The organism is Roseateles sp. GW821-FHT03B02 (assembly GCF_059421025.1).
Window position 1 is genome coordinate 330915 of record NZ_JBWKUV010000004.1, and the last position, 19762, is coordinate 350676.

The window sequence follows — 19762 nt, forward strand, 5'->3', positions numbered from 1 at the left end:
GAACGTGATGTCTAGAACAATTGTTCTGAATCTAGCGGGCGTCCAGTTCGCGGTGGCGCTTCAGCACGTGGCCATGGTGGCCGAACTGGCGCGCCAGCATCTCGACGAGATAGACCGAGCGGTGCTGACCGCCGGTGCAGCCGATAGCTACCGTGAGGTAGCTGCGCTGGTCGGCCGCGAAGTTGGGCAGCCAGCGCGACAGGAAGCCGGCGATCTGGCCCATCATCAGCCCGACCTCCGGCTGCGCCGCGAGGTAGGCGGCCACCGGCGCGTCGCGGCCGGTCAGCGGGCGCAGCTCGCGGTCGTAGTAGGGGTTGGGCAGCACGCGCACGTCGAAGACGAAGTCCGCATCGCTGGGCACGCCGTGCTTGAAGGCAAAGCTCTCGAACACCAGCGTCAGCTTGGACCCGGCGTTGGGCCCGACGAGGTCGGCCAGCCAAGCGCGCAGCTGAGCCGGGCGCAGCTGGCTGGTGTCGATGACCGTGGATTCGGCCTTCAGTCCGCCGAGCAGCTCGCGCTCCAGCTTGATGGCGTCCAGCAGCAGGCGGTGGCTTTCCTCGGCGGTGCGGTCCAGCGTACCGAAAGCGGTCGTGCGTTCGGTGTCGCGGTCTTCGCGCAGCGGGTGGGGGCGGCGCGTCTCGGAGAAGCGGCGCATCAACGCGTCGTTGCTCGCGTCCAGGAAGACCGAGCGCACGGCCACGCCCGTGGCGCGCAGCTCCTTGATCAGCGGCAGCAGCAGCGGCAGCGAGCTGGCCGAGCGCACGTCCACCGCGATGGCGACGCGGCGCTCGCCCCGCTGCTGCTCCAGCCTCAGGAAGTCCAGCAGCAGCTCGGCGGGCAGGTTGTCGACGCAGAAGTAGCCGGCGTCCTCCAGCGCATGCATGGCGACGGACTTGCCGCCGCCGGACATGCCGGTTAGCAGCACCACGTCACCCTGCAGATCAGCGTCCAGGCTCATGACCTGGCCTTGCGCGGTTTGATGGCGGTGGACGCATCCAGCATTTCCTGCGCGTGCGCGAGGCTGGTGGAAGACAGGCGTTCGCCGCCCAGCATGCGGGCGATCTCGGCCACCCGAGCCTCACCAGCCACCGGGCTGACGGAGCTGACGGTGCTCTTGCCCTGCAAGGCCTTGGCAACGACGAGATGGCGGTCGGCGCAGGCGGCCACCTGGGGCAGGTGGGTGACGGCCATGACCTGGCGCTCGCGCCCGAGCTGCTTCATGAGGCGCCCCACGGTTTCGGCCACGGCGCCGCCGATGCCGACGTCGATCTCGTCAAAGATCAGCGTGCCGGGGGCGTTGCCGGAGTCGGCCTGGCTGGCGGTGACGGCGATGGCCAGCGCGATGCGCGACAGTTCGCCACCCGACGCCACCTTGGCCAGCGGCCGCGGCGTGCTGCCGGCATGGCCGGCGACGAGAAATTCGGCGGACTCGACGCCGAAGCTCTGCGGGCCGTCGGTCGGGTTCAGCGCGATGCCGAACTGGCCGCCGGCCATGCCCAGCTGCTGCATCGCCGCGGTGACGGCCGAGGCGAGCTGGGGCGCGGCCTTGCCGCGCGCACGGCTGGCGGCCTGCGCCTCGGCATCGAAGGCCTGGCGCGCCGCAGCGAGCGCGGCTTCGAGCTGGGCGGGGTCGCTGGCGGCGTCGAGCGCGGCCAGTTCGGCCCGCCACTGAGCCAGCAGGGCCGGCAGTTCCTGGGGCTGGCGCCGGTAGCGGCGCGCCAGCGTCATCCAGGCCGACACGCGCTCGTCCAGTTCGGCCAGGCGGGCCGGGTCGAGGTCGGCCTTGTGCAGGTAGGCCGACAAGGTGTGGCTGGCGTCCTGCAACTGGGCCTGCACATCGCGCAGCGCCTGCACGGCGGGCAGCAGGCGGCCGTCGTGATCGAGCACGCGTTCGAGCTGGTCCAGCGCGCCACCGGCCAGCGACTGGGCGCTGGGTTCGGCCTCGTCCAGCGCATCCAGCGCCGACTTGGCCGCGTCGATGAGGGACTGGCCGTGGGACAGGCGCTCGTGTTCGGCGTTCAGCTCCTCCCACTCGCCCTCGCCGGGCGCCAGACCGTCCAGTTCGCCGATCTGCCAGGCCAGTCGTTCGCGCTCGCGCAGTGCATCGGCCTGCTGGCCCCGGGCCTTCTGCAGGGCCTCCGCGGCCTGCTTCCAGGCGGTGTGGGCGCGGGCCAGCGGCGCGGTGTCCAGGCCGGCGAAGCCGTCCAGCAGCTCGCGCACCGCGGCAGGGCGGGTCAGGCCCTGCCAGGCATGCTGGCCGTGGATGTCGAGCAGGTGGTCGGCCAGCTCGCGCAATTGCGTCAGCGTGGCGGCGCCGCCGTTGATCCAGGCGCGGCTCTTGCCCGCGGCGTCGATGACGCGTCGCAGCAGCAGCGTGTCGTCGGTTTCGAAGCCGGCCTCGTCCAGCCAGGCGCGCAGATGCGCCGGCGCGTCGAACTCGGCGCAGATCTCGGCCTTGGCCGCGCCCTCGCGCACCACGCCGGCGTCGCCGCGTCCGCCCAGGGCCAGCTGTAGCGCATCGATGAGGATGGACTTGCCGGCGCCGGTCTCGCCGGTCAACACGGCAAAGCCGGGCTCGAAGTCGAGCTCCAGCGCGGGAACGATGACGAAATCCTTGAGGCTCAGGTGCCGCAGCATCTAGACATACCAACGCAGTTTGCGACGCAGGGTCGCGTAATAACTCCAGCCCTTGGGGTGCAGGAAACGGACCTGGTGCTGGCTGCGGCGCACGGTGATGGTGTCGCCGTGCAGCAGGCTTGCGAGGCTTTGCATGTCGAAGTTCACCGAGGCATCGCGGCCGGCCACGATCTCAAGGCGCACCTCGCCCAGGTCGGGCAGCACGATGGGCCGGTTGGACAGGGTGTGCGGCGCAATCGGCACGATCAGCCAGCCGGCGATGCTCGGGTGCATCAGCGGGCCGCCGGCCGATAGCGCGTAGGCCGTGGAGCCGGTGGGCGAGGCGACGATGAGGCCGTCGGCCCGCATGTTGGCAACGAACTGCTCGCCCACCTCGATCTTCAGTTCCACCATGCCGGCCGTCGCGCCGCGGCTGACGACCACGTCGTTCAGCGCCAGGCCGGAAAAGATGGATTCGCCGTCGCGCCACACGGCGCCTTCCAGCATCGCGCGCGGTTCGACCTCGTAGTCGCCTGCCAGCACCGGCGCCAGCGACTCACGCCAGCGCTCGATCGGGATGTCCGTGATGAAGCCCAGCCGCCCCTGGTTGATGCCCAGCAGCGGAATTCCGTAGGGCGCCATCTCGCGGGCAAAGCCCAGCATCGTGCCGTCACCGCCGACGACGACGGCCAGATCGCAGACGCGGCCGAGTTGATCGTGCGAGAGGGCGTCGTAACCCGTGAGGCCGGTGTTCAGGGCCGTGTCGGCTTCGAGGGAAACCTCGAGCCCGCTGCCGCACAGGAACTGGGCGATTTCCTCCAGCACCGGCTTGATGCCCGGCGCCTGATGCTTGCCCACGATGGCGACATGTCTGAAGCGCTCGGCCATGCGGCAAATTACACCACAGGGGTATCGCCTCTCCTGGGAGGAACGGGGGTGTTCTTAGAATGGCGCCATGCTCGACGAGCGCTCCAAATCCCTGCTGAAAACCCTGGTCGAACGCTATATCGCCGACGGCCAGCCGGTCGGCTCGCGCACGCTGTCCAAGGCCTCGGGCCTGGAGCTCAGCCCCGCGACCATCCGCAACGTCATGGCCGACCTGGAGGAGCTGGGTCTCATTGCCAGCCCCCACACCAGCGCCGGCCGCATTCCGACGGCGCGCGGCTACCGGCTCTTCGTCGACACCATGCTGACGGCCCAGCCCGGCCTCATCGGCGTTGAAACGGCACAGCTGCAGCCCGACCAGCCCCAGCGCGTCATCGCCAGCGCGGCGCAGATGCTGTCCAACCTGTCGAGCTTCGTCGGCGTCGTCACGTCGCCCAAGAAGCCCAGCGTCTTCCACCACATCGAATTCCTGCGCCTGGGCGAGCGCCGGGTGCTCGTCATCCTCGTGTCGCCGGACGGCGACGTGCAGAACCGCGTCATCTTCACCGCCCAGGACCTGAGCCAGGGCGAACTGGCTGAGGCCAGCAACCGGCTCAACGCCGGCTACGCCGGCCTCACGCTCGAAGCCGTGCGCGAGCGCCTGCGCCATGAGGTGGACGCGCTGCGCGGCGAGATCGCCGGCCTGATGAGCGCCGCCGTGCAGGTGGGCAGCGAGGCCATGGCGCAGCAGGACGAGCAGGTCATCGTGTCTGGCGAGCGCAACCTGCTGACCGTGCAGGACTTCAGCCACGACATGGGCAGCCTGCGCCGCCTGTTCGATCTCTTCGAGCAGAAGACCCAGCTCATGCGCCTGCTGGACACCTCCAGCCGCGCCGAAGGCGTGCGCATCTACATCGGCGGCGAGAGCCAGGTCGTGCCGTACGAGGAACTGTCCATCGTGTCGGCGCCCTACGAGGTCGACGGCCAGGTGGTTGGCACGCTGGGCGTCATCGGCCCCACGCGCATGGCCTACGACCGAATGATCCAGATCGTCGACATCACGTCGCGGATGGTGGGGCAGGCGCTGTCCCAGCGCTGACTAGAATCCGCGCCTTCCAACCGGGGGCCGTTAGCTCAGTTGGTCAGAGCAGAGGACTCATAATCCTTTGGTCATTGGTTCAAGTCCAATACGGCCTACCAACTTCCTCCAGGCAGAGGTCTGGCCCCTGAGGAAGCGCCTGCTCCTACTGGCTCGCCGCCGGTACGAAGCTGATCCTCAGCTTGCCGTTGACCACCCGTACGTCCTGCACGACACGCTTGGCCAGCGCGCCCTTGGCTGTGTTGGTGTCGAGCGTGTAGACCGGATGCGCCTGCAGGCGGCTGTTGATCAGCGCCGGCCCGCGCAGCTTCACGAGGGCGGCGTACTCCTCGGGGATGCCGGCGAACGCCAGTGTCGTGATCTGGATGTCGTCCAAGAAGAGCTGACCTTCGACGGGCGCGTACCTTGGCCGGCCTGAGAAGCCGACGCGGCCTGTGCGTTCACGTGTGCCCAGGCTGATCCTGGCGTCGGCCGTGAGGCCGATGCGGTCTTCGCCCTCGGTCAGCACGACGACGGGATTGGCGAGCTCCAGGCAGGCGATGACGATCTTGCAGTGCTGCGTCGGGAAACGCAGCGCGATGCGAGCCTGCAGCTCGGCCTGCTCGACGTCGAGATGACCGCCAGCGAGGCCGCTCAGGGCCGTGCACGTGGTCAGGGCGGCGGCGGCGAGCAGGGCGGCGGCAAGGGCGGCGAGGCGGCGGGGCATGGCGCAAGGCTAACGCCTTGCCGCCCGGCTGGGCGGACCGTCGCCCCCGCCGTGTCCTACAGCTTGTAAGTCAGCCCGACGTTGAAGCGCCGACCGAACTGGAAGTTGGTCTGGTGCCAGGGGTTGAGCGGGTCGGTGTAGGTGACGCGCTGGTTGGTCGCGTTCTCGACGCCCAAGCGCAACTGCAGCTGCGCGGTGACCTGCTGCGACACGTTGGCCGACACCCAGGTCTCGGCGCCGTTCAACTGGAAGGCCGTGGAGTCCCAGGTCGGCGCACGGTTGTAGGCCGAGTGGTGGTTGGCCGCCAGGCGGGCCTCGAAGCCGTTGCGGGCATACCAGAGGGTCAGGCCGCCGTTGCTCTTCATCAGGCCGTTGGTGGCGATTGGCGTGAAGCTGCCGCCGCTGCGGTCGCCGTTTTCCTTGATGTTGCTGTCGCTGTAGGTGTAGTTGGCCATCAGGCCCAGGCTGTTCCACGGCGCGGGCAGCTTGGTGAAGGCCTGCTGGTAGACCAACTCCACGCCCTGCACAATGCCGCCGTCGCGGTTCACCTGCTGTGTGTAGTAGGCCGTCTTGCCGTTGAAGCTGCCGGCCACCGAGGCGATGCCGATGTAGTCGCTGATCTTCTTGTAGAACAGGCCCACGGAGACGAGGCTGTCCTTGTCGAAGTAGCGCTGCAAGGTCAGGTCGACCTGGCTGGCCATCATGGGCTTGAGTTGCGGATTGCCGCCCGACACCGTCGTCGGGTTGACGCCGTTGGGATCGATGCTGACGGTGTGGGCCGCGTTCATCACGTCCAGCGGCGCGCGGGCCATGGCGCGCGAGACGCCGAAGCGCAGCTGGTTCACGTCGTCCTGGTCGAGGTTGAGGATGAGGTTGAGGCTGGGCAGGAAGCGGGTGTAACTGGTGCCTGCCGACACGGGCGTGGGCGCGCCGCCGTTGACCTGCTCCAGCCCAAAGCCTGTCTGGCTGGTGTGCACGGCACGCAGGCCGACGTTGCCGCGGTAGCTCAGGTCGCCGAAGACGCTGCCGTTCAGGTCGGCCTGGGCGAAGGCGGCGCTGCTGCTTTCCTTGGCGCGCCAGTTGTTCTGCACCAGGTCGCTGGTGGTGGGGCTGCGGCCGTCGGGGTTGAGCGCGGCGGCGCCGAAATACCTGGGCACGGCGCTGTCGAAGCCTTCGGCGAACTCGATGAAGTCAGGCCGGCCGGCGACCGTCACGCGTTGCAAGGCGCTGGTCGGGATGGTGGCGGCGCCGGCGTAGTTCCAGGAGGTCTGGGCGTAGGACTTGTCGCGCTGCGTGGCGCGCAGGCCGAACTTGAGCTTGGTCACGTCGCCCCACTTCACGGCGCGGCTGGCGTTGAACTGCTGGGAGTTCAGCGCGTCGTTCAGCTTGCCGACATAGGTCGGGCCCCATTGCTCGGTGACGTTGGTGGAGAAGTTGGCCGGGTTGCCGGTGTCGCTGCTGAAAGAGTAGGTCATCCAGCCGTCACGCGGAAAGCTCCAGCTCACCGAGCCGGGCTGCATCATGCTCATCTGGACGGCCGTCCACATCGTGTCGCGGCCTGCGGTGGAGCGGGCGAGGTCGGCGTCCAGTTGCCAGTCGTCGAGCTTGAACTTGCCGTTCAGGCCGGCCGCGAAGTTGCGCATGTTCTGCTTCCAGCGCGCGTTTAGGTTGTCCAGGTTCACGCCGGACACCGTCGCGCCGGTCACGTAGCCGCCGTCGGTGGTGACCTTGCTGAACGAGCCGCTCTGCCAGCCGTCCCAGTTGCCGACATTGCCTTCCACGTGCACCAGCGTCGGCTCCAGGATGTTGGAGCGCGCGGCGTAGACGTCGCCGGTGATGACCACGTCGCGGCTGGGCTTGTATTCGACCTTGCCCAGCAGGCTGGAGCGCTTGTCGGTGCCCTTCTTGACGCCGTTCTGGAATCCCCAGGGCGTCTTGTCCACCTTGCCGTCGCCGGTCACGTCGGCGGAGTGGGTCTCGTTGAAGCCCCAGTTGTCGACGCGATCCTCCAGCGAGGGCTGGTCGTAGTAGCTGAAGGCCAGCGCCACGCCCAGCGTCCGGTCGGCGAACTGGTCGACGTAGATGCCGCCCAGGCGGGGTGCGTATTTCTTGGCGCCCTGGATGCTCTTGCCGAGCTGGTAGTACAGCGCGTCGGCCTTCAGCGAGATGGTGCGCTCGCGCCAGGCCAGAGGCGAGACGGTCTGCAGGTCGATGCTGGTGGCGATGCCGCCTTCGACGATCTCGGCCGACTGGGTCTTGTAGACCGTGGCGCCCGACACCGACTCGGCCGGGAACATCTCGAAGCGCACCGCGCGGTCGGGTTCGGCGGAGGCGAACTCGCGGCCGTTCAGCGTCGCGCCGACGAAGCGCGGGCCCAGGCCACGCGCGACGATCTGGCTGGCATTGCCGCGGTCGATGCCGGCGGACAGGCCCGGCAGCCGGGCCAGCGACTCGGCAATGGTCGTGTCGGGCAGCTTGCCGATGTCTTCGGAGGCGATGACCTCGACCATGCTGTTGGACGCCTCCTTGGTGTCCAGTGCCTTGCGCACCGAGGCGCGGATGCCGCTGACGACGACCGTCTCCAGCTTGCTGGCATCGCTGTCATTGGGGGGCGATGGGGCGGCTGTCTGGGCGGTTGCCGGCAGCAGCATGAGGGCCTGCAGCAGCAGGGCGAGCCGGGTCGGGGTGAAGGGGGTTTTCGGCATGGGGTCTCCGTGGTTTTCTAGTGAAGACGGCCCTCTGCGGGGCCGACTGAAAACCATGGTACGGAGCGGTTACATGCGCCAGATATGACTTCTTTGCCCGCAGCTATCGAGTTTTCATAAGGCGTTGCGGCGCTGCCATTCGGTATCCCGATGCGCGATGGCAGCGTTTTGAAATGGCATGGCTCGCGCGGGTTTCCACGGGGTTTTCAGCCGCCGTGCAGCCAGCTCGCGCCCAGGCCCGCGGCCGCGCACAGGGCCAGCAGCGGCATGACGCCGAGCTTGAAGCGGAACAGCGCGATGGCCGCGCCGATGGCGATGAGGGCCGAGATGGCGTCAAAGCGCCCGCTCCACCCCTGGGGCCACAGCACGTGCCAGGCGAAGAAGAGCGCCAGGTTCAGGATGACACCCACGACGGCGGCCGTGATGGCCGTCAGCGGCGCGGTGAACTGCAGCTTGCCGTGGGTGGACTCGATGAGCGGCCCGCCGGCCAGGATGAAGACGAAGGACGGCAGGAAGGTGAAGAAGGTGACGACGCAGGCCGCGGCGGCACCGGCCAGAAACAGGGCGTCGGGCCCGAACAGCGCCTTCGTCCAGCCGCCGACGAAGCCGACGAAGGCCACCACCATGATCAGCGGCCCCGGCGTCGTCTCGCCCAGGGCCAGGCCGTCGATCATCTGCGCGCCGCTCAGCCACTGGTGGTGCTCGACGGCGCCCTGGTAGACATAGGGCAGCACGGCATAGGCGCCGCCGAAGGTCAGCAGCGCGGCCTTGGTGAAGAACCAGCCCATCTGTGCCAGCGCACCGTGCAGACCGAAGGCCAGCACCAGGCCTGCCATCGCGGCGCCCCACAGCCCGATGCCGATGGCCAGCACACGGGCCAGCCGCGCGCGGCTGAAGTGCGCATGCGCCGGCGTGGGCGAGTCGTCGTCGATGAGGGCGGGGCCGTAGCCGGTCCGCGCCGCGCTGTGGCCGCCGCCGACGGCGAAGACGTGCGGCGCATGCCGGCCGCCGAAGTGGCCGATGGCGGCCGCCCCCAGCACGATGAGCGGGAAGGGCGCGTCCAGCGCAAAGATGGCCACGAAAGCCGCCACGGCGATGCCCCATAGCCAGCCGTTCTTCAGCGCCCGCGTGCCGATACGGTGGGCCGCGTGCACCACCAGCGCCGTCACGGCGGGCTTGAGCCCGTAGAACAGCCCGGCCACGATCGGCAGCTTGCCGTAGGCGAGATACACCCACGACAGCGCGATGAGGATGAACAACGACGGCAGCACGAACAGCGCGCCGGCCACGAGGCCGCCAGCCGTGCGGTGCATCAGCCAGCCGATGTAGGTGGCCAGTTGCTGGGCCTCGGGGCCGGGCAGCAGCATGCAGTAGTTCAGCGCATGCAGGAAACGCTTCTCGCTGATCCAGCGGCGGCGCTCCACCAGCTCGGTGTGCATGATGGCGATCTGCCCGGCCGGCCCGCCGAAGCTGATCAGGCCCAGCTTGAACCAGAAGCGCAGGGCTTCCCGGAGGCCGACGGGGCGGGGCGGCGAGGCGATGGCAGGCTCCAGTCCAGCAATTCCAGGCGGCAATGTAGGGCCTGCGCCGGACTTGAATCCCTATCGCAGCTCATACCCTTGTGCGATTTCGTCATGCCTTCAGTCGCAAACTTGATTGCTGCCGACACGCGCTCAGCGTTAAGGTAGAGGCTGTACTGCTTGTCTCCTCCTCCCGTCCTCGGGTGGATTCAACCCTTCGAGCCGCTCGCCGGCCGAAGGGTTTTTTCTTGGGGCGCCGCAGCGCCATCTGCCCATCCGGGGCTGCCGGGCTTCGTCACGATCCTGTCACGCAGCGCCGCCAGCATCGTCGCTTTGCCCTCCGCGTTGCATGAGACTGCTGCCCGCCCTGCTGGCCCTGACGGCCGCTGCCGCCCCGATCGCTCCTTCCGCACATGCCGCCGAGGTGCCGCAGGACCTGGGCTTCGCTGATTTCTTCGTCCAGCCCATCGGCCCGCGCGGCCTGCAGCCCACGCCGCGGCTGCTGGCGGCCAGCGGACACGAGGTGCGCGTCGTCGGCTTCATGGTGCAGCGCGAGGAGCCGCAGGCCGGCCAGTTCTTCCTGACGCCGCGGCCCGTGGCCATGGCCGAGCATGCCGACGGCGACGCCGACGACCTGCCCGCGTCCACCGTCACCGTGATGCTGGCCGAGGCCCAGCGCGGCCGCGTCGTCGCCCACCAGCCCGGGCCGATCGCCCTGGCCGGCCGGCTGGAGTACGGCCCGGCCGAGGACGCCAGCGGCCGTGTGTCCTGGGTCCGCCTGTATCTCGCGCCCGATGCGCTGGCCACCCGGCCCCTGGCCGCTGCTGCTGCCCCCCATTCGCACTGAACCTACCCGACGATGAAACACCACGCCCTGCTCCTGCTGGCACTGGCGGCCGGCCCGGCCGTCGCCGCGCCCGCCGTGACGCGCCTGACGCCGCCCAGCGAACTCTTCACCAGCGGCCGCGCCGACCCCGTCGTCGCCCGCTTCCTGCCCGGCCAGCGCTTCGACCTGCAGGCCACCGTCAGGCCCGACGCCGGCCAAAAGATCGCCGCCGCGCGCTTCTTCGTCGATGGCAAGCCCGTGGCCGCCACCGTGGCCCTGCGCGACTGTGCGAGCGGCTGCACCAAGGGTCTGCCCCCCGAGACGGCGATCGCCACGGTGCGCGCGGTGAGCAGCGAGGTTGCCGGCAGGCACGAGTTCAGCGTCGAGGCGACCCAGGCCGATGGCCAGAAGGTCGTGGCCCGGGGCAACTTCGAGGTCGTGCCCTTCACCGCGGCGCTCGGACCCAAGGTCAAGAACATCATCATCCTGCTGGGCGACGGCATGGGTGCCGCCCAGCGCACGGCCGCGCGCATCGTGCACGGCTACGCGCAGGGCAAGGCGCTGCAGCCGCTGGCCATGGACAGCTTCTCGGCCACGGCCCTGGTCAAGACGGCCTCGCTGAACAGCATCGTCACCGACTCCTCGCCGGGCATGACGGCCTACGTCAGCGGCAACAAGAACAACAACAACGAGGAGGGCGTCTTCCCTGACGACACGCTGGACGCCTTCGACAACCCGCGCATCGAGTACCTGTCGGAATACCTGCACCGCACTCAAGGCAAGCAGCTTGGCGTCGTGACGACGGCCGACGTCTTCGACGCCACGCCGGCCGGCAACGCCGTGCACACCAGCAACCGCGGCGCGGGCACCGGCATCGTCGACCAGTTCTTCGACGACCGCGCCCGCACCGGCCTGACCGTGCTGATGGGCGGCGGCCGCAAGTGGTTCCTGCCCGCCGGCACGCCCGGCTCGGCGCGCACCGACAGCAACGACTACGCCTTCTCGGCCAGCGATGCCCACACCGCCGAGATCGTCAGGCGCTGGGGGGGCGCCGCGGGCGCCATGGACAAGGGCCGCGACCTGATCCAGGACTTCCAGGCTGCCGGTTTCGGCTACGCCGCCACCAAGACCGATCTCGACAAGGCCGATGCCACCAGGCCGCTGCTGGGCTTGTTCGCCTTCTCCAACATGAACGTGGCCCTGGACAAGATCAACGGCCGCCGCGGCAGCGACAAGAACGGCCTGGGCGGCGCCAGCGTCGTCGAGGACTTCGGCCTGCCCGACCAGCCCATGCTGGACGAGATGGCAGCCAAGGCGCTGGATGTGCTCAAGCGTGCGCCCAAGGGCTTCGTGCTGATGGTGGAGGGCGCCTCCATCGACAAGCAGGCCCATGCGATGGACACCGAGCGCTGGATGCTGGACACGCTGGAGTTCGACCGCGCCGTGCGCGTGGCCCAGGACTTCGCGGCCGAGCGGGGCGACACGCTGGTCATCGTCACCGCCGACCACGAATGCTCTGGCGCTGCGCTGATCGGCGGCGCCACCGTCACCGACCGGCAACTGGTGGAACTGGCGGCGAAGAAAGGTGCTGCCAACCTGCGCAATGGCGTCGTGGGTGTCTACGAGAAGGCCGGTTTCCCGCGCTATCGGCTGGCCGCCGACGGCTACCCTGAGACGACCGACATCGACTACCGCCTGCTGGTGGGCTACGGCGCCAACGCCGACCGCTACGAGGACTGGCGCACGAAGAAGACGCCGCAGCGCGACCCTCAGCAGCCGTTCGCCGTCGAGGCGCCGTTGAAGTGGTACCCGGCCAATGCCCAGGAGCGCGACGACGCGCTGGGCGACTACCTCGTCACCGGACAGGTGCCCGGCGAGCAGGCCGTGCACACCGGCACCGACGTGCCGCTGTCGGCCTACGGCCCCGGCGCGCTGGCCTTCACTGGCGTCATCGACAACACCGACGTCTTCTTCAAGCTCGCGCAGGCGGCCGTGAAGGGTGTCGTCGCGCCGGCCGATACTTCCGGCTCCAAGAAGCCGCCCAAGCCCAAGCGTTGAACCCTGCCGACACCGCCAGCCCCGCCGCCGCTCGCAGGCGCTGGCGCTGGCTGGCGCTGTTCGTCTTTGTCGCCCTGCTGTGGACCCTGGTCGAAGCCAGCGGCCTGCGCGACAAGCTCGGCCTGCAGGCCGTGCGCGAGGGGTTTGCCCACCACCGGGCCTGGGGATTCGCCGCGTTCACGGCGCTGTTCGTGGTGGCCAACCTCGTGCATGTGCCCGGCGGCTTCTTCCTCGCCGCCGCGGTGCTGGCGCTGGGGCCGCTGTGGGGCGCGCTGACCACCTACGTCTCCGCCTGCATCTCTTGCACCGTGACCTTCGTCGTCGTGCGCGCGCTGGGCGCCGACGCGCTGCGCGAGCTCGACAGCCGGCTTGCGCGCCGCCTCTTCGCGCGGCTGGACGCCCACCCGGTGCGCAGCGTCGTGATGCTGCGCCTGGTCTTCCATTCCGTGCCGGCGCTGAACTACGCGCTGGCCCTGTCCGGCGTGCGCCTGCGCGACTACGTCGCCGGCACGCTGCTGGGCCTGCCGTTGCCCATTGCCCTCGTCACGCTGCTGTTCGACACGCTGGCCGGCTGGTTCGGCTGGGTTGTCTGACCTTCGGCAGGGGTTGGACGCGGGCGGGATACTGGTCAGCCTCACAAGGAGACAACGCCCATGAAGACCTGGCTCATCGCCACCCTCGCCCTCGCCGCCGCCAGCACCCAGGCCCAGACGGCCGACCCGCTGAAGGCCGCCGTCGCCGCCGACACCCGCCTGGTGGGCAACGTCGCGCGCGACGTCCACCGCCATCCCTACGAGACGCTGAGCTTCTTCGGCATCAAGCCCACCGACACCGTCGTCGAACTCGCCCCCGGTGGCGGCTGGTTCACGGAGATCCTCGCGCCCTATCTGCGCGACGCCGGTCAGCTCTACGCCGCCGACGGCGGCAGCGCCCGCTTCAAGGCCAAGATGGAATCGATGGGCGTCTATGGCAAGGTCAAGATCACCGCTTTCGACGCGAACAAGGGCGTGCTCGACATCGCCCCTGCAGGCAGCGCCGACGCGGTGCTGACCTTCCGCAACGTGCACAACTGGATGAGCATGGGCGACGGCAAGGCGCAGGCCGTCTTCGACGCAGCCTTCAAGGCGCTCAAGCCGGGCGGCGTGCTGGGCGTCGAGGAGCACCGTCTGCCGGCCTCGCGCACCCAGGATCCGAAGGCCCCCAGCGGCTATGTGCACGAAGCCGTGGTCATCAAGTTCGCCGAAAACGCCGGCTTCAAGCTCGCCGGCCGCAGCGAGGTCAACGCCAACCCCAAGGACACGGCCGATCACCCGGACGGCGTCTGGACGCTGCCGCCGACCTATGCCCTGAAGGACAAGGACCGTGCCAAGTACCAGGCCATCGGCGAGAGCGACCGCATGACACTGAAGTTCGTCAAGCCCTGATGCCCGTGCGGCACGCCGTCATCGGCTACGGACGCCTGGCGCAGGCGCTGGTGCCGGCGTTGCGCGCCGCGGGCGAGACGGTCGTCGTCGGCCGTCGGGCGCCCGGCGCGGGCGAGTCCACCGCGGCGGACGCCGCCCGGGCGGCCGACTGGGTCTGGCTGACGGTGCCGGACGACCAGATCGCTGCGACCGCAGCGGCCTTGCCCTGGCGCCCCGGCCAGCTCGCCCTGCATTGCAGTGGCGCCACGCCGCTGGCCGCGCTGTCCCCGGCGCCTGCAGCCGCCGGCTTTCACCCGTTGAAGCTGCTGGCCGGCGACGCCGGCCTCGCGGGCGTGCACGTCGGCATCGAAGCCGACGCCGTGCATCGGCCGGCGCTGGAAGCGCTTGCTCACGCGCTCGGCCTCGTGCCGCTGGCGTTGCCCTCGCCAATGTCAGCCCGGGCGCGGGCGGCCTATCACGCCTCAGCCAACCTCGCCGCCAGCGGCGTGCTGGCCGTGCTGGCCGAGGCGCAGTCGCTGTGGACGGCGGCGGGGCTGGCGCCTGCCGAAGCGCTGGGCGCGCTGATGCCGCTGACGCGCGGCGCGCTGGACACGGCGCTGGCGCGCGGCCTGGCCGGCGCGGTCTCCGGCCCGGTGGCGCGGGGAGATGCCGGCGTGCTGGCCCGCCACCTGGATGCCCTGGCGGCGTCCGGGCTGGACGATGGGCTGTTGCGCGCGCTGGCCCGACGCCAGCTCGTGCTGGCCGGGCAGGCCGGCCGGCTGAGTGCGGCACAAGTCACGGCGCTGCAAGCCTGCCTCGACAGACCCTGAATACGTTTGCAGCCTGCGGCGTGACAAAGGCCGCGTTCAGGCTTTGCAGCGGCGTTCGCGCGCCGGGACAGGCCTCCTAAACTGCGCCGAGCCCGCTCCTGTCGCCGGGCGCATCGAGGGAGTTCCAGATGTCCGACGCATCCATCCAGGCCATGATCCGCGCTGACGCCGCCCAGATCCTGCACAACGTGGTGGACGAGCTGCCTGATGCACGCGAGCGCCTGGGCTATGTGCGCAGCATGACCGAACAGGCTGCGACCAAGGTGCTCAACCTCGTCGAGGCTGCCCAGGAGGATGCCGAGGCCGTGCGCAAGAAGGGCCGTGAGCTGTCCGACGCGCTGAACCGCCTCGCCCTGTCCACGAACATCAGCCAGGAACGTGCCCGCGCGCTGATGAAGCTGTGCGCTGCCTATGCGGCCGACGCTGCCAGCTTCGCCGCGCGCGAGAAGTCGCTGCACACCGAGATCATGATGTCGCAGGACTTCCAGGATCTCTCCGGCCAGGTCATCAACAAGGTCAGCAAGATGCTGGAGCGCGCCGAGCCGCCGCTGCGCGACCTGATGCAGTCCCTGCCGGCGCCCGTCGAGCCCCTGAAGGCCGAGGAGCTGGGTGGCGTGCAGACGCCCGACAAGGCGCTCAAGCAGGACGACGTTGACGACCTGCTGGCATCGCTGGGCTTCTAGGCCCAGGACGCCGGGTCGAGCCGGTAGTAGCCGCTGAGCTCTGCGTACAGCGCAGGGTGGCCCGCGGCCAGCTCGATCGGCCGCTCGAAGAACAGCTCGCTGATCACCGCGAAGAACTCCGCCGGATCGGTGGCCGCGTAGGCATCGATCAGCCCCGGCTCTCCCCGCGCCAGCCGCCAGCGCAGCGCATCGAACTCGTTCTGCATCACCGTCGACCAGCGCCGGTAGGCCTCGGCCGTCGGCAGGGCCGGCGCGCCATTGGCCGGGCCGCTGTGCTGATCGAGCTGGTGGGCGAACTCGTGGATGACGACGTTGTGCCCGTCACCCGGCGTGGCCGCACCGCGCCTGACCTCGTCCCAGGCCAGCAGCACCTGGCCCTGGCTCCAGCTCTCGCCGGCCAGCACGCGGCGCTGGTCTGACAGGACGCCACCGGATTCCGTCACCGGCCGTTCCACGACAAAGGCGCCGGGGTAGACCAGGACCTGGCGCAGCTCCGGGTAGATGCCGCGTGCCGCGCCCAGCAGCGGCAGGCAGGCCAGGGCCGCGATGGTCACGCGAATCTCGTCCGTGACCCGCAGTCCGCGGCAGCCGAGGATGGGCTTCTCGGCCAGGAAGACCTGCATCAGCCCCTTCAGCCGCAGCTGCTGGCGGGCTGGCAGCCGCGAAACCAGCGGCACGTGGCGACGCAGCAGGCGGCGCCAGGCCGGCGGGAAGGGGCGGCCGGCGATGCGCTCGCGGCGTCGCCGCACCCACAGGGGCCACAGTGCGATGCCGGCCGCGGCCATCAGCACGAGAAGGAAGCAGATCAGCAAGGACATGGTGCGCAACTGGGTGCGGCTGCGCGCTTTGCAAGCCGCGGCGAAACCCGCAGCTGGTACAACCGGGGCCATGCCCGCACCGACCACCACCCGCCTGCACGCCTGGCAGGTGCTGCTGGGCGGCATCTGCGCGCTGGTGCTGACCATCGGCCTGGCGCGCTTCGCCTATACGCCGCTGCTGCCGCAGATGCACGCCCAGGCCGGTCTGGGCGTGGCCGACGGCGGCCTGCTGGCGGCCATCAACTACGCCGGCTACATGAGCGGCGCACTGCTGGCGGCCTGGATCGAGAGCCCGGTCTGGCGCCAGCGGCTTTACAGCTGGGGGCTGCCGCTGGCCCTCGTCATCACGGCGTTGATGGGCTGGAGTTCGTCCTTCGGCCTGTGGGCGGTGTCGCGCTACCTGGGCGGCCTGTGTGGCGCGGCCGGCATGCTGCTGGGCTCGGGCCTGGTGCAAGGCTGGCTGATTCGCGCAGAGCACCGGCCCGAACTCGGCATCTACTTCATCGGGCTGGGCCTGGGCATCGTCGTGTCGGCCCTGGGGGCCATGGGCATGACGGGGCTGCAGCTGGACTGGGCTGCGCAGTGGCAGGGCTTTGCGCTGCTGGGCCTGGCCTTCCTCGTGCCGGCCTGGGTCTGGCGGCCGCCGGTGCCTCCGCCGGTCTCCCGGGCCGGGACCGGCGCAGGCCTGAACCGGCGCTGGATGGCGCTGATGCTGGCGGCCTATTTCTGTGCGGGCTGGGGCTTCGTCATCAACGCGACCTTCACGGTCGCCATCGTCGAGAAGCAGCCCCTGCTGGCCGGCAAGGGGCCCTGGGCCTGGCTGCTCGTCGGCCTGGCGGCGACGCCGGCCGTCTTCGTCTGGGACCGTGTCGCGCGCCGCACGGGCGATGTGCAGGCGCTGCTGATCGCCTTCGGCGTGCAGATCGTCGGCGTGCTGCTGCCGGTGCTGGCCGGCGGCCTGGTGGCGGCGCTGGCGGGCGCGCTGCTGTACGGCGCCACCTTCATCGGCATCGTCAGCCTGACGCTGGCCCTCGTCGGCCGACGTTCCCCCGCCAACCCGGGCAAGGCGATGGCGCGGCTGACGCTGAGCTACGGCGTGGCCCAGGTCAGCGCGCCGGCGCTGACCGGGCGCATGGTCGAGGCCAGCGGCAGCTTCGACGCCGCGCTGTGGCTGACGGCGGCCGTGCTGGCGGCCGGCATGGCCTGCCTGGCCGCGGTGCTCAGGGATGCGCGCTGAGGGCGCTCAGCTGCCCTTGCCGGGAGGCGCGGCACGCTGGTTGCGAACGGCCTCGCTGACGGCCTGGGTACTGCGCTGCGCGGCCTCGCGCTCGGCTGCGGTCGTGCAGCGCGTCTTCGGCAGCATGCTGCCGGTGGGCGAATCGCGCTCGCAGACGGTGCCGTTGTCGGCGGCGGCCTGGGCGCCATTCGTGGCGGGCGGTGTCGTCGCGGCGCAGGCCGCCAGCGCGAGCGGCAGTAGCGTCAGGAAAATTCGTTGCATGGCGAAATTCGGTGCGTTTGGAGCACCGCAGAATACCGTGGGCCTGACGCCCCAACCCAGTGACATGAGACACCTGCTGACAACCCTGATCCTGGCCGGCCTGCTGTGCTCCGCAGCCCTGGCCGAGCCCGCTGCACGGCCCTTCGACATGGCTGCTGCCGATGCGCTGCAGCGGCTTGTCGAGCCCGAGATTTCGCCCGACGGCCGCTGGGTGGTGTACGGCCTGCGCGCGGCCAACGTGGCCAAGGACAAATACGAGACCGACCTCTGGCTGGCGTCCACCGCCGCGGGCGGCGTGCCGCGGCGCCTGACCTTCGGCGGCGACGTTGCCGGCAAGCCCCGCTGGGTCGGTGCCGATGGCGGCGCCATCGCCTTCCTGGCCGCGCGCGGCAGCGAGGACGAGAAGAAGAAGGGCGCGCAGCTGTGGCGTATGTCTCTGGCCGGCGGCGAGGCCGAGAGGCTGACCGACATCCCGGGCGGCGTTCAGGACTACGCGGTCGCGCCGGATGGCCGCCGCGCCGCCCTTGTCGTGCAGGAGGAGGCGCCTGACCCCGAGAAGCTGGCTGGCTGGCAGCGCAAGACACCGCTGCCCATCGTCGTCGATGCCTTCCGCTTCAAGCAGGACCGCGAGGGCTATCTCGACGGCCGCCGCAAACATCTGCGGCTGCTGGACCTGGCCAGCCGCAAGCTCGACACGCTGACGAGCGGCGAGTTCGACGAGGCCGCGCCGGCCTGGAGCCCGGACGGGCGCCAGCTCGCCTTCCTCAGCAACCGCGCGCCCGAGCGCGACCGGACGGAGGCGACGGGCCTGTTCGTCATGCCTGCCGAGGCTGGCGCAACGGCGCGGGTGCTGGCGACGCTGACGACCGACAACGACGCCCGCCCGGCATGGAGCCCGGACGGCCGCTTCATCGCGCTGCCGACCGGGGACGACGTGAAGTGGAGCGCCTACCAACAGTGGCGTGTCGGCATCTACGACCTTGCGGGCGGTGCTGCGCGGTTGCTGGGAGCGGGCCTGGACCGCGGCTGGCAGGCGCAGCTCGGCTGGACGCCGGACGGGCAGGCCGTGCTCGGCGTCGTCGATGACGACAGGCAGAGCCGCGTTGCCCGCGCGAGCCTTGCCGGTGACCGGGTCGAGCGCATCGGCGGCCCAGGCACGGCCGGCCAGGTCAGCGTGGCACGTGACGGCCGCGTGGCCTTCCTGGCCGGGGACTGGCAGCAGCCGGCCGAGTTGCAGCTGCTCGACCCCGGCGCCACGGCGCCGCGCCCGCTGACGTCGCACCACGAGGCCTGGCGTGCCGGCCTGATGCTGTCGCAGCTGCGCGAGTTCGCCGTGAAGAGCGCCGACGGCACCCCCGTGCACGGCCTGCTGGCGCTGCCGCCCGGGGCACGGCAGCCGCTGCCGACGGTGCTGCTCATCCATGGCGGTCCGAATGGCCAGGACGCCCGGGAGCTGTCCGGCCGTGGCGTGCTGCGCGAGCGCCTCGTGGCGGCCGGCTATGCGGTGCTGCTCGTCAACTACCGCGGCAGCAGCGGCCGCGGCCAGGCCTTCCAGCGCGCCATCTACGCCGACTGGGGACGGCTGGAGGTGCAGGACCTGCATGCCGCCGTGGACTGGGCCGTCAAGCAAGGCATTGCCGACCCGGCGCGCCTGGGCGTGGGAGGCTGGAGCTATGGCGGCCTGCTGACCGACTACCTGATCGCCAGCGATACGCGCTTCAAGGCCGCCGTCAGTGGCGCCGGCAGCGGCAATCAGCTGAGCATGTTCGGCGCCGACCAGTACGCCGTGCAGTACGAGCGCGAGATGGGCCTGCCCTGGGCCCAGCGCGAGCGCTGGCTCAAGGTGTCCTACCCTTTCTTCAAGGCGGATCGCATCAGGACGCCGACGCTCTTCCTTGGTGGCGAGAAGGACTTCAACGTGCCGATCTCGGGCAGCGAGCAGATGTATCTGGCGCTGAGGACGCTGGGCGTGCCGACCCAGCTGGTCATCTACCCGGGCCAGTTCCACGGCCTGTCGCTGCCGAGCTACCAGCGCGACTGGGAGTCGCGCTTCATCGCCTGGATGGACCGCCACCTGCAACAGTCCGCCACAAAGTAACTCTGTGTGACGCGGTCATCCGCCCGGCTGCGCCGGCG

17 protein-coding genes and 1 tRNA gene are annotated in these 19762 nt (G+C 70.1%); 10 read left to right on the forward strand and 8 right to left on the reverse strand.

The features are described 5' to 3' along the window. Positions 1-31 precede the first annotated feature (31 nt). Genes rapZ through AC07VX_RS13855 form a run of 3 tightly spaced genes read right to left on the reverse strand, consistent with a single transcriptional unit; the run spans position 32 to position 3504 of the window. Entirely contained in the window at positions 32-958 is a 927-nt protein-coding gene (rapZ, locus tag AC07VX_RS13845) for an RNase adapter RapZ (protein ID WP_493165304.1), read from the reverse strand. Further along, on the reverse strand, positions 955-2637 hold the full coding sequence (gene recN / locus AC07VX_RS13850; RefSeq protein WP_493165305.1) for a DNA repair protein RecN: 1683 nt from the start codon (positions 2635-2637) through the stop codon (positions 955-957). Before recN ends, rapZ begins: the two co-directional genes overlap by 4 nt. Further along, a complete protein-coding gene (locus tag AC07VX_RS13855) occupies positions 2638-3504 on the reverse strand; it encodes an NAD kinase (RefSeq protein ID WP_493165306.1) in 867 nt (288 codons plus the stop codon). It lies immediately after the preceding gene. Between the two features lie 67 nt (positions 3505-3571). Here AC07VX_RS13855 and hrcA point away from each other — a divergent pair, with 67 nt between their 5' ends. Further along, entirely contained in the window at positions 3572-4579 is a 1008-nt protein-coding gene (hrcA, locus tag AC07VX_RS13860; protein ID WP_493165307.1) for a heat-inducible transcriptional repressor HrcA, read from the forward strand. Positions 4580-4603: 24 nt separating this feature from the next. Beyond that, positions 4604-4680: transfer RNA gene (locus tag AC07VX_RS13865), tRNA-Ile, on the forward strand. A gap of 44 nt (positions 4681-4724) precedes the next feature. Here AC07VX_RS13865 and AC07VX_RS13870 read toward each other — a convergent pair. The 3 genes from AC07VX_RS13870 to chrA form a co-directional block, all read right to left on the reverse strand. Beyond that, positions 4725-5285, reverse strand: coding sequence for a DUF1439 domain-containing protein (locus AC07VX_RS13870; RefSeq protein WP_493165308.1), 561 nt, complete (start codon positions 5283-5285; stop codon positions 4725-4727). 56 nt (positions 5286-5341) lie between these two features. Next, positions 5342-7990: a TonB-dependent receptor gene (locus tag AC07VX_RS13875; protein WP_493165309.1), complete on the reverse strand. Its 2649-nt coding sequence runs from the start codon at positions 7988-7990 to the stop codon at positions 5342-5344. Between the two features lie 206 nt (positions 7991-8196). Next, on the reverse strand, positions 8197-9564 hold the full coding sequence (gene chrA, locus AC07VX_RS13880) for a chromate efflux transporter (protein ID WP_493165310.1): 1368 nt from the start codon (positions 9562-9564) through the stop codon (positions 8197-8199). 295 nt (positions 9565-9859) lie between these two features. On the opposite strand from chrA, the gene AC07VX_RS13885 reads away from it, so the two are divergent. From AC07VX_RS13885 to AC07VX_RS13910, 6 genes are all read left to right on the forward strand, one after another. After that, positions 9860-10357 carry a hypothetical protein gene (locus AC07VX_RS13885; RefSeq protein WP_493165311.1) on the forward strand — a complete coding sequence of 166 codons (498 nt, stop codon included), beginning with the start codon at positions 9860-9862 and terminating at the stop codon, positions 10355-10357. A gap of 12 nt (positions 10358-10369) precedes the next feature. After that, the gene (locus tag AC07VX_RS13890; protein WP_493165312.1) at positions 10370-12394 is read left to right on the forward strand and encodes an alkaline phosphatase; all 2025 of its coding nucleotides are present in this window, start codon (positions 10370-10372) and stop codon (positions 12392-12394) included. Next, a complete protein-coding gene (locus AC07VX_RS13895; protein ID WP_493165313.1) occupies positions 12391-12987 on the forward strand; it encodes a TVP38/TMEM64 family protein in 597 nt (198 codons plus the stop codon). The genes AC07VX_RS13890 and AC07VX_RS13895 overlap by 4 nt, the downstream gene beginning before the upstream one ends. 60 nt (positions 12988-13047) lie before the next feature. Beyond that, a complete protein-coding gene (locus tag AC07VX_RS13900) occupies positions 13048-13818 on the forward strand; it encodes a class I SAM-dependent methyltransferase (protein WP_493165314.1) in 771 nt (256 codons plus the stop codon). Beyond that, positions 13818-14627, forward strand: a complete 810-nt coding sequence (locus tag AC07VX_RS13905) for a DUF2520 domain-containing protein (RefSeq protein ID WP_493165315.1) — start codon at positions 13818-13820, stop codon at positions 14625-14627. The genes AC07VX_RS13900 and AC07VX_RS13905 overlap by 1 nt, the downstream gene beginning before the upstream one ends. Before the next feature lie 128 nt (positions 14628-14755). After that, a complete protein-coding gene (locus AC07VX_RS13910) occupies positions 14756-15310 on the forward strand; it encodes a protein phosphatase CheZ (RefSeq protein WP_493165316.1) in 555 nt (184 codons plus the stop codon). On the opposite strand, the gene AC07VX_RS13915 is transcribed toward AC07VX_RS13910, so the two are convergent. Beyond that, a complete protein-coding gene (locus AC07VX_RS13915) occupies positions 15307-16128 on the reverse strand; it encodes a M90 family metallopeptidase (protein ID WP_493165317.1) in 822 nt (273 codons plus the stop codon). The genes AC07VX_RS13910 and AC07VX_RS13915 overlap by 4 nt on opposite strands. A 70-nt stretch (positions 16129-16198) precedes the next feature. Here AC07VX_RS13915 and AC07VX_RS13920 point away from each other — a divergent pair, with 70 nt between their 5' ends. Next, positions 16199-17365: a YbfB/YjiJ family MFS transporter gene (locus AC07VX_RS13920; RefSeq protein WP_493165318.1), complete on the forward strand. Its 1167-nt coding sequence runs from the start codon at positions 16199-16201 to the stop codon at positions 17363-17365. Positions 17366-17371: 6 nt separating this feature from the next. Here the strand turns inward: AC07VX_RS13920 and AC07VX_RS13925 are convergent, their stop codons facing one another. After that, positions 17372-17626 (reverse strand): hypothetical protein, encoded by a 255-nt coding sequence (locus AC07VX_RS13925; protein ID WP_493165319.1) that lies wholly within the window; start codon positions 17624-17626, stop codon positions 17372-17374. Positions 17627-17690: 64 nt separating this feature from the next. Here AC07VX_RS13925 and AC07VX_RS13930 point away from each other — a divergent pair, with 64 nt between their 5' ends. Beyond that, the gene (locus AC07VX_RS13930) at positions 17691-19724 is read left to right on the forward strand and encodes a S9 family peptidase (protein ID WP_493165320.1); all 2034 of its coding nucleotides are present in this window, start codon (positions 17691-17693) and stop codon (positions 19722-19724) included. Positions 19725-19762 lie beyond the last annotated feature (38 nt).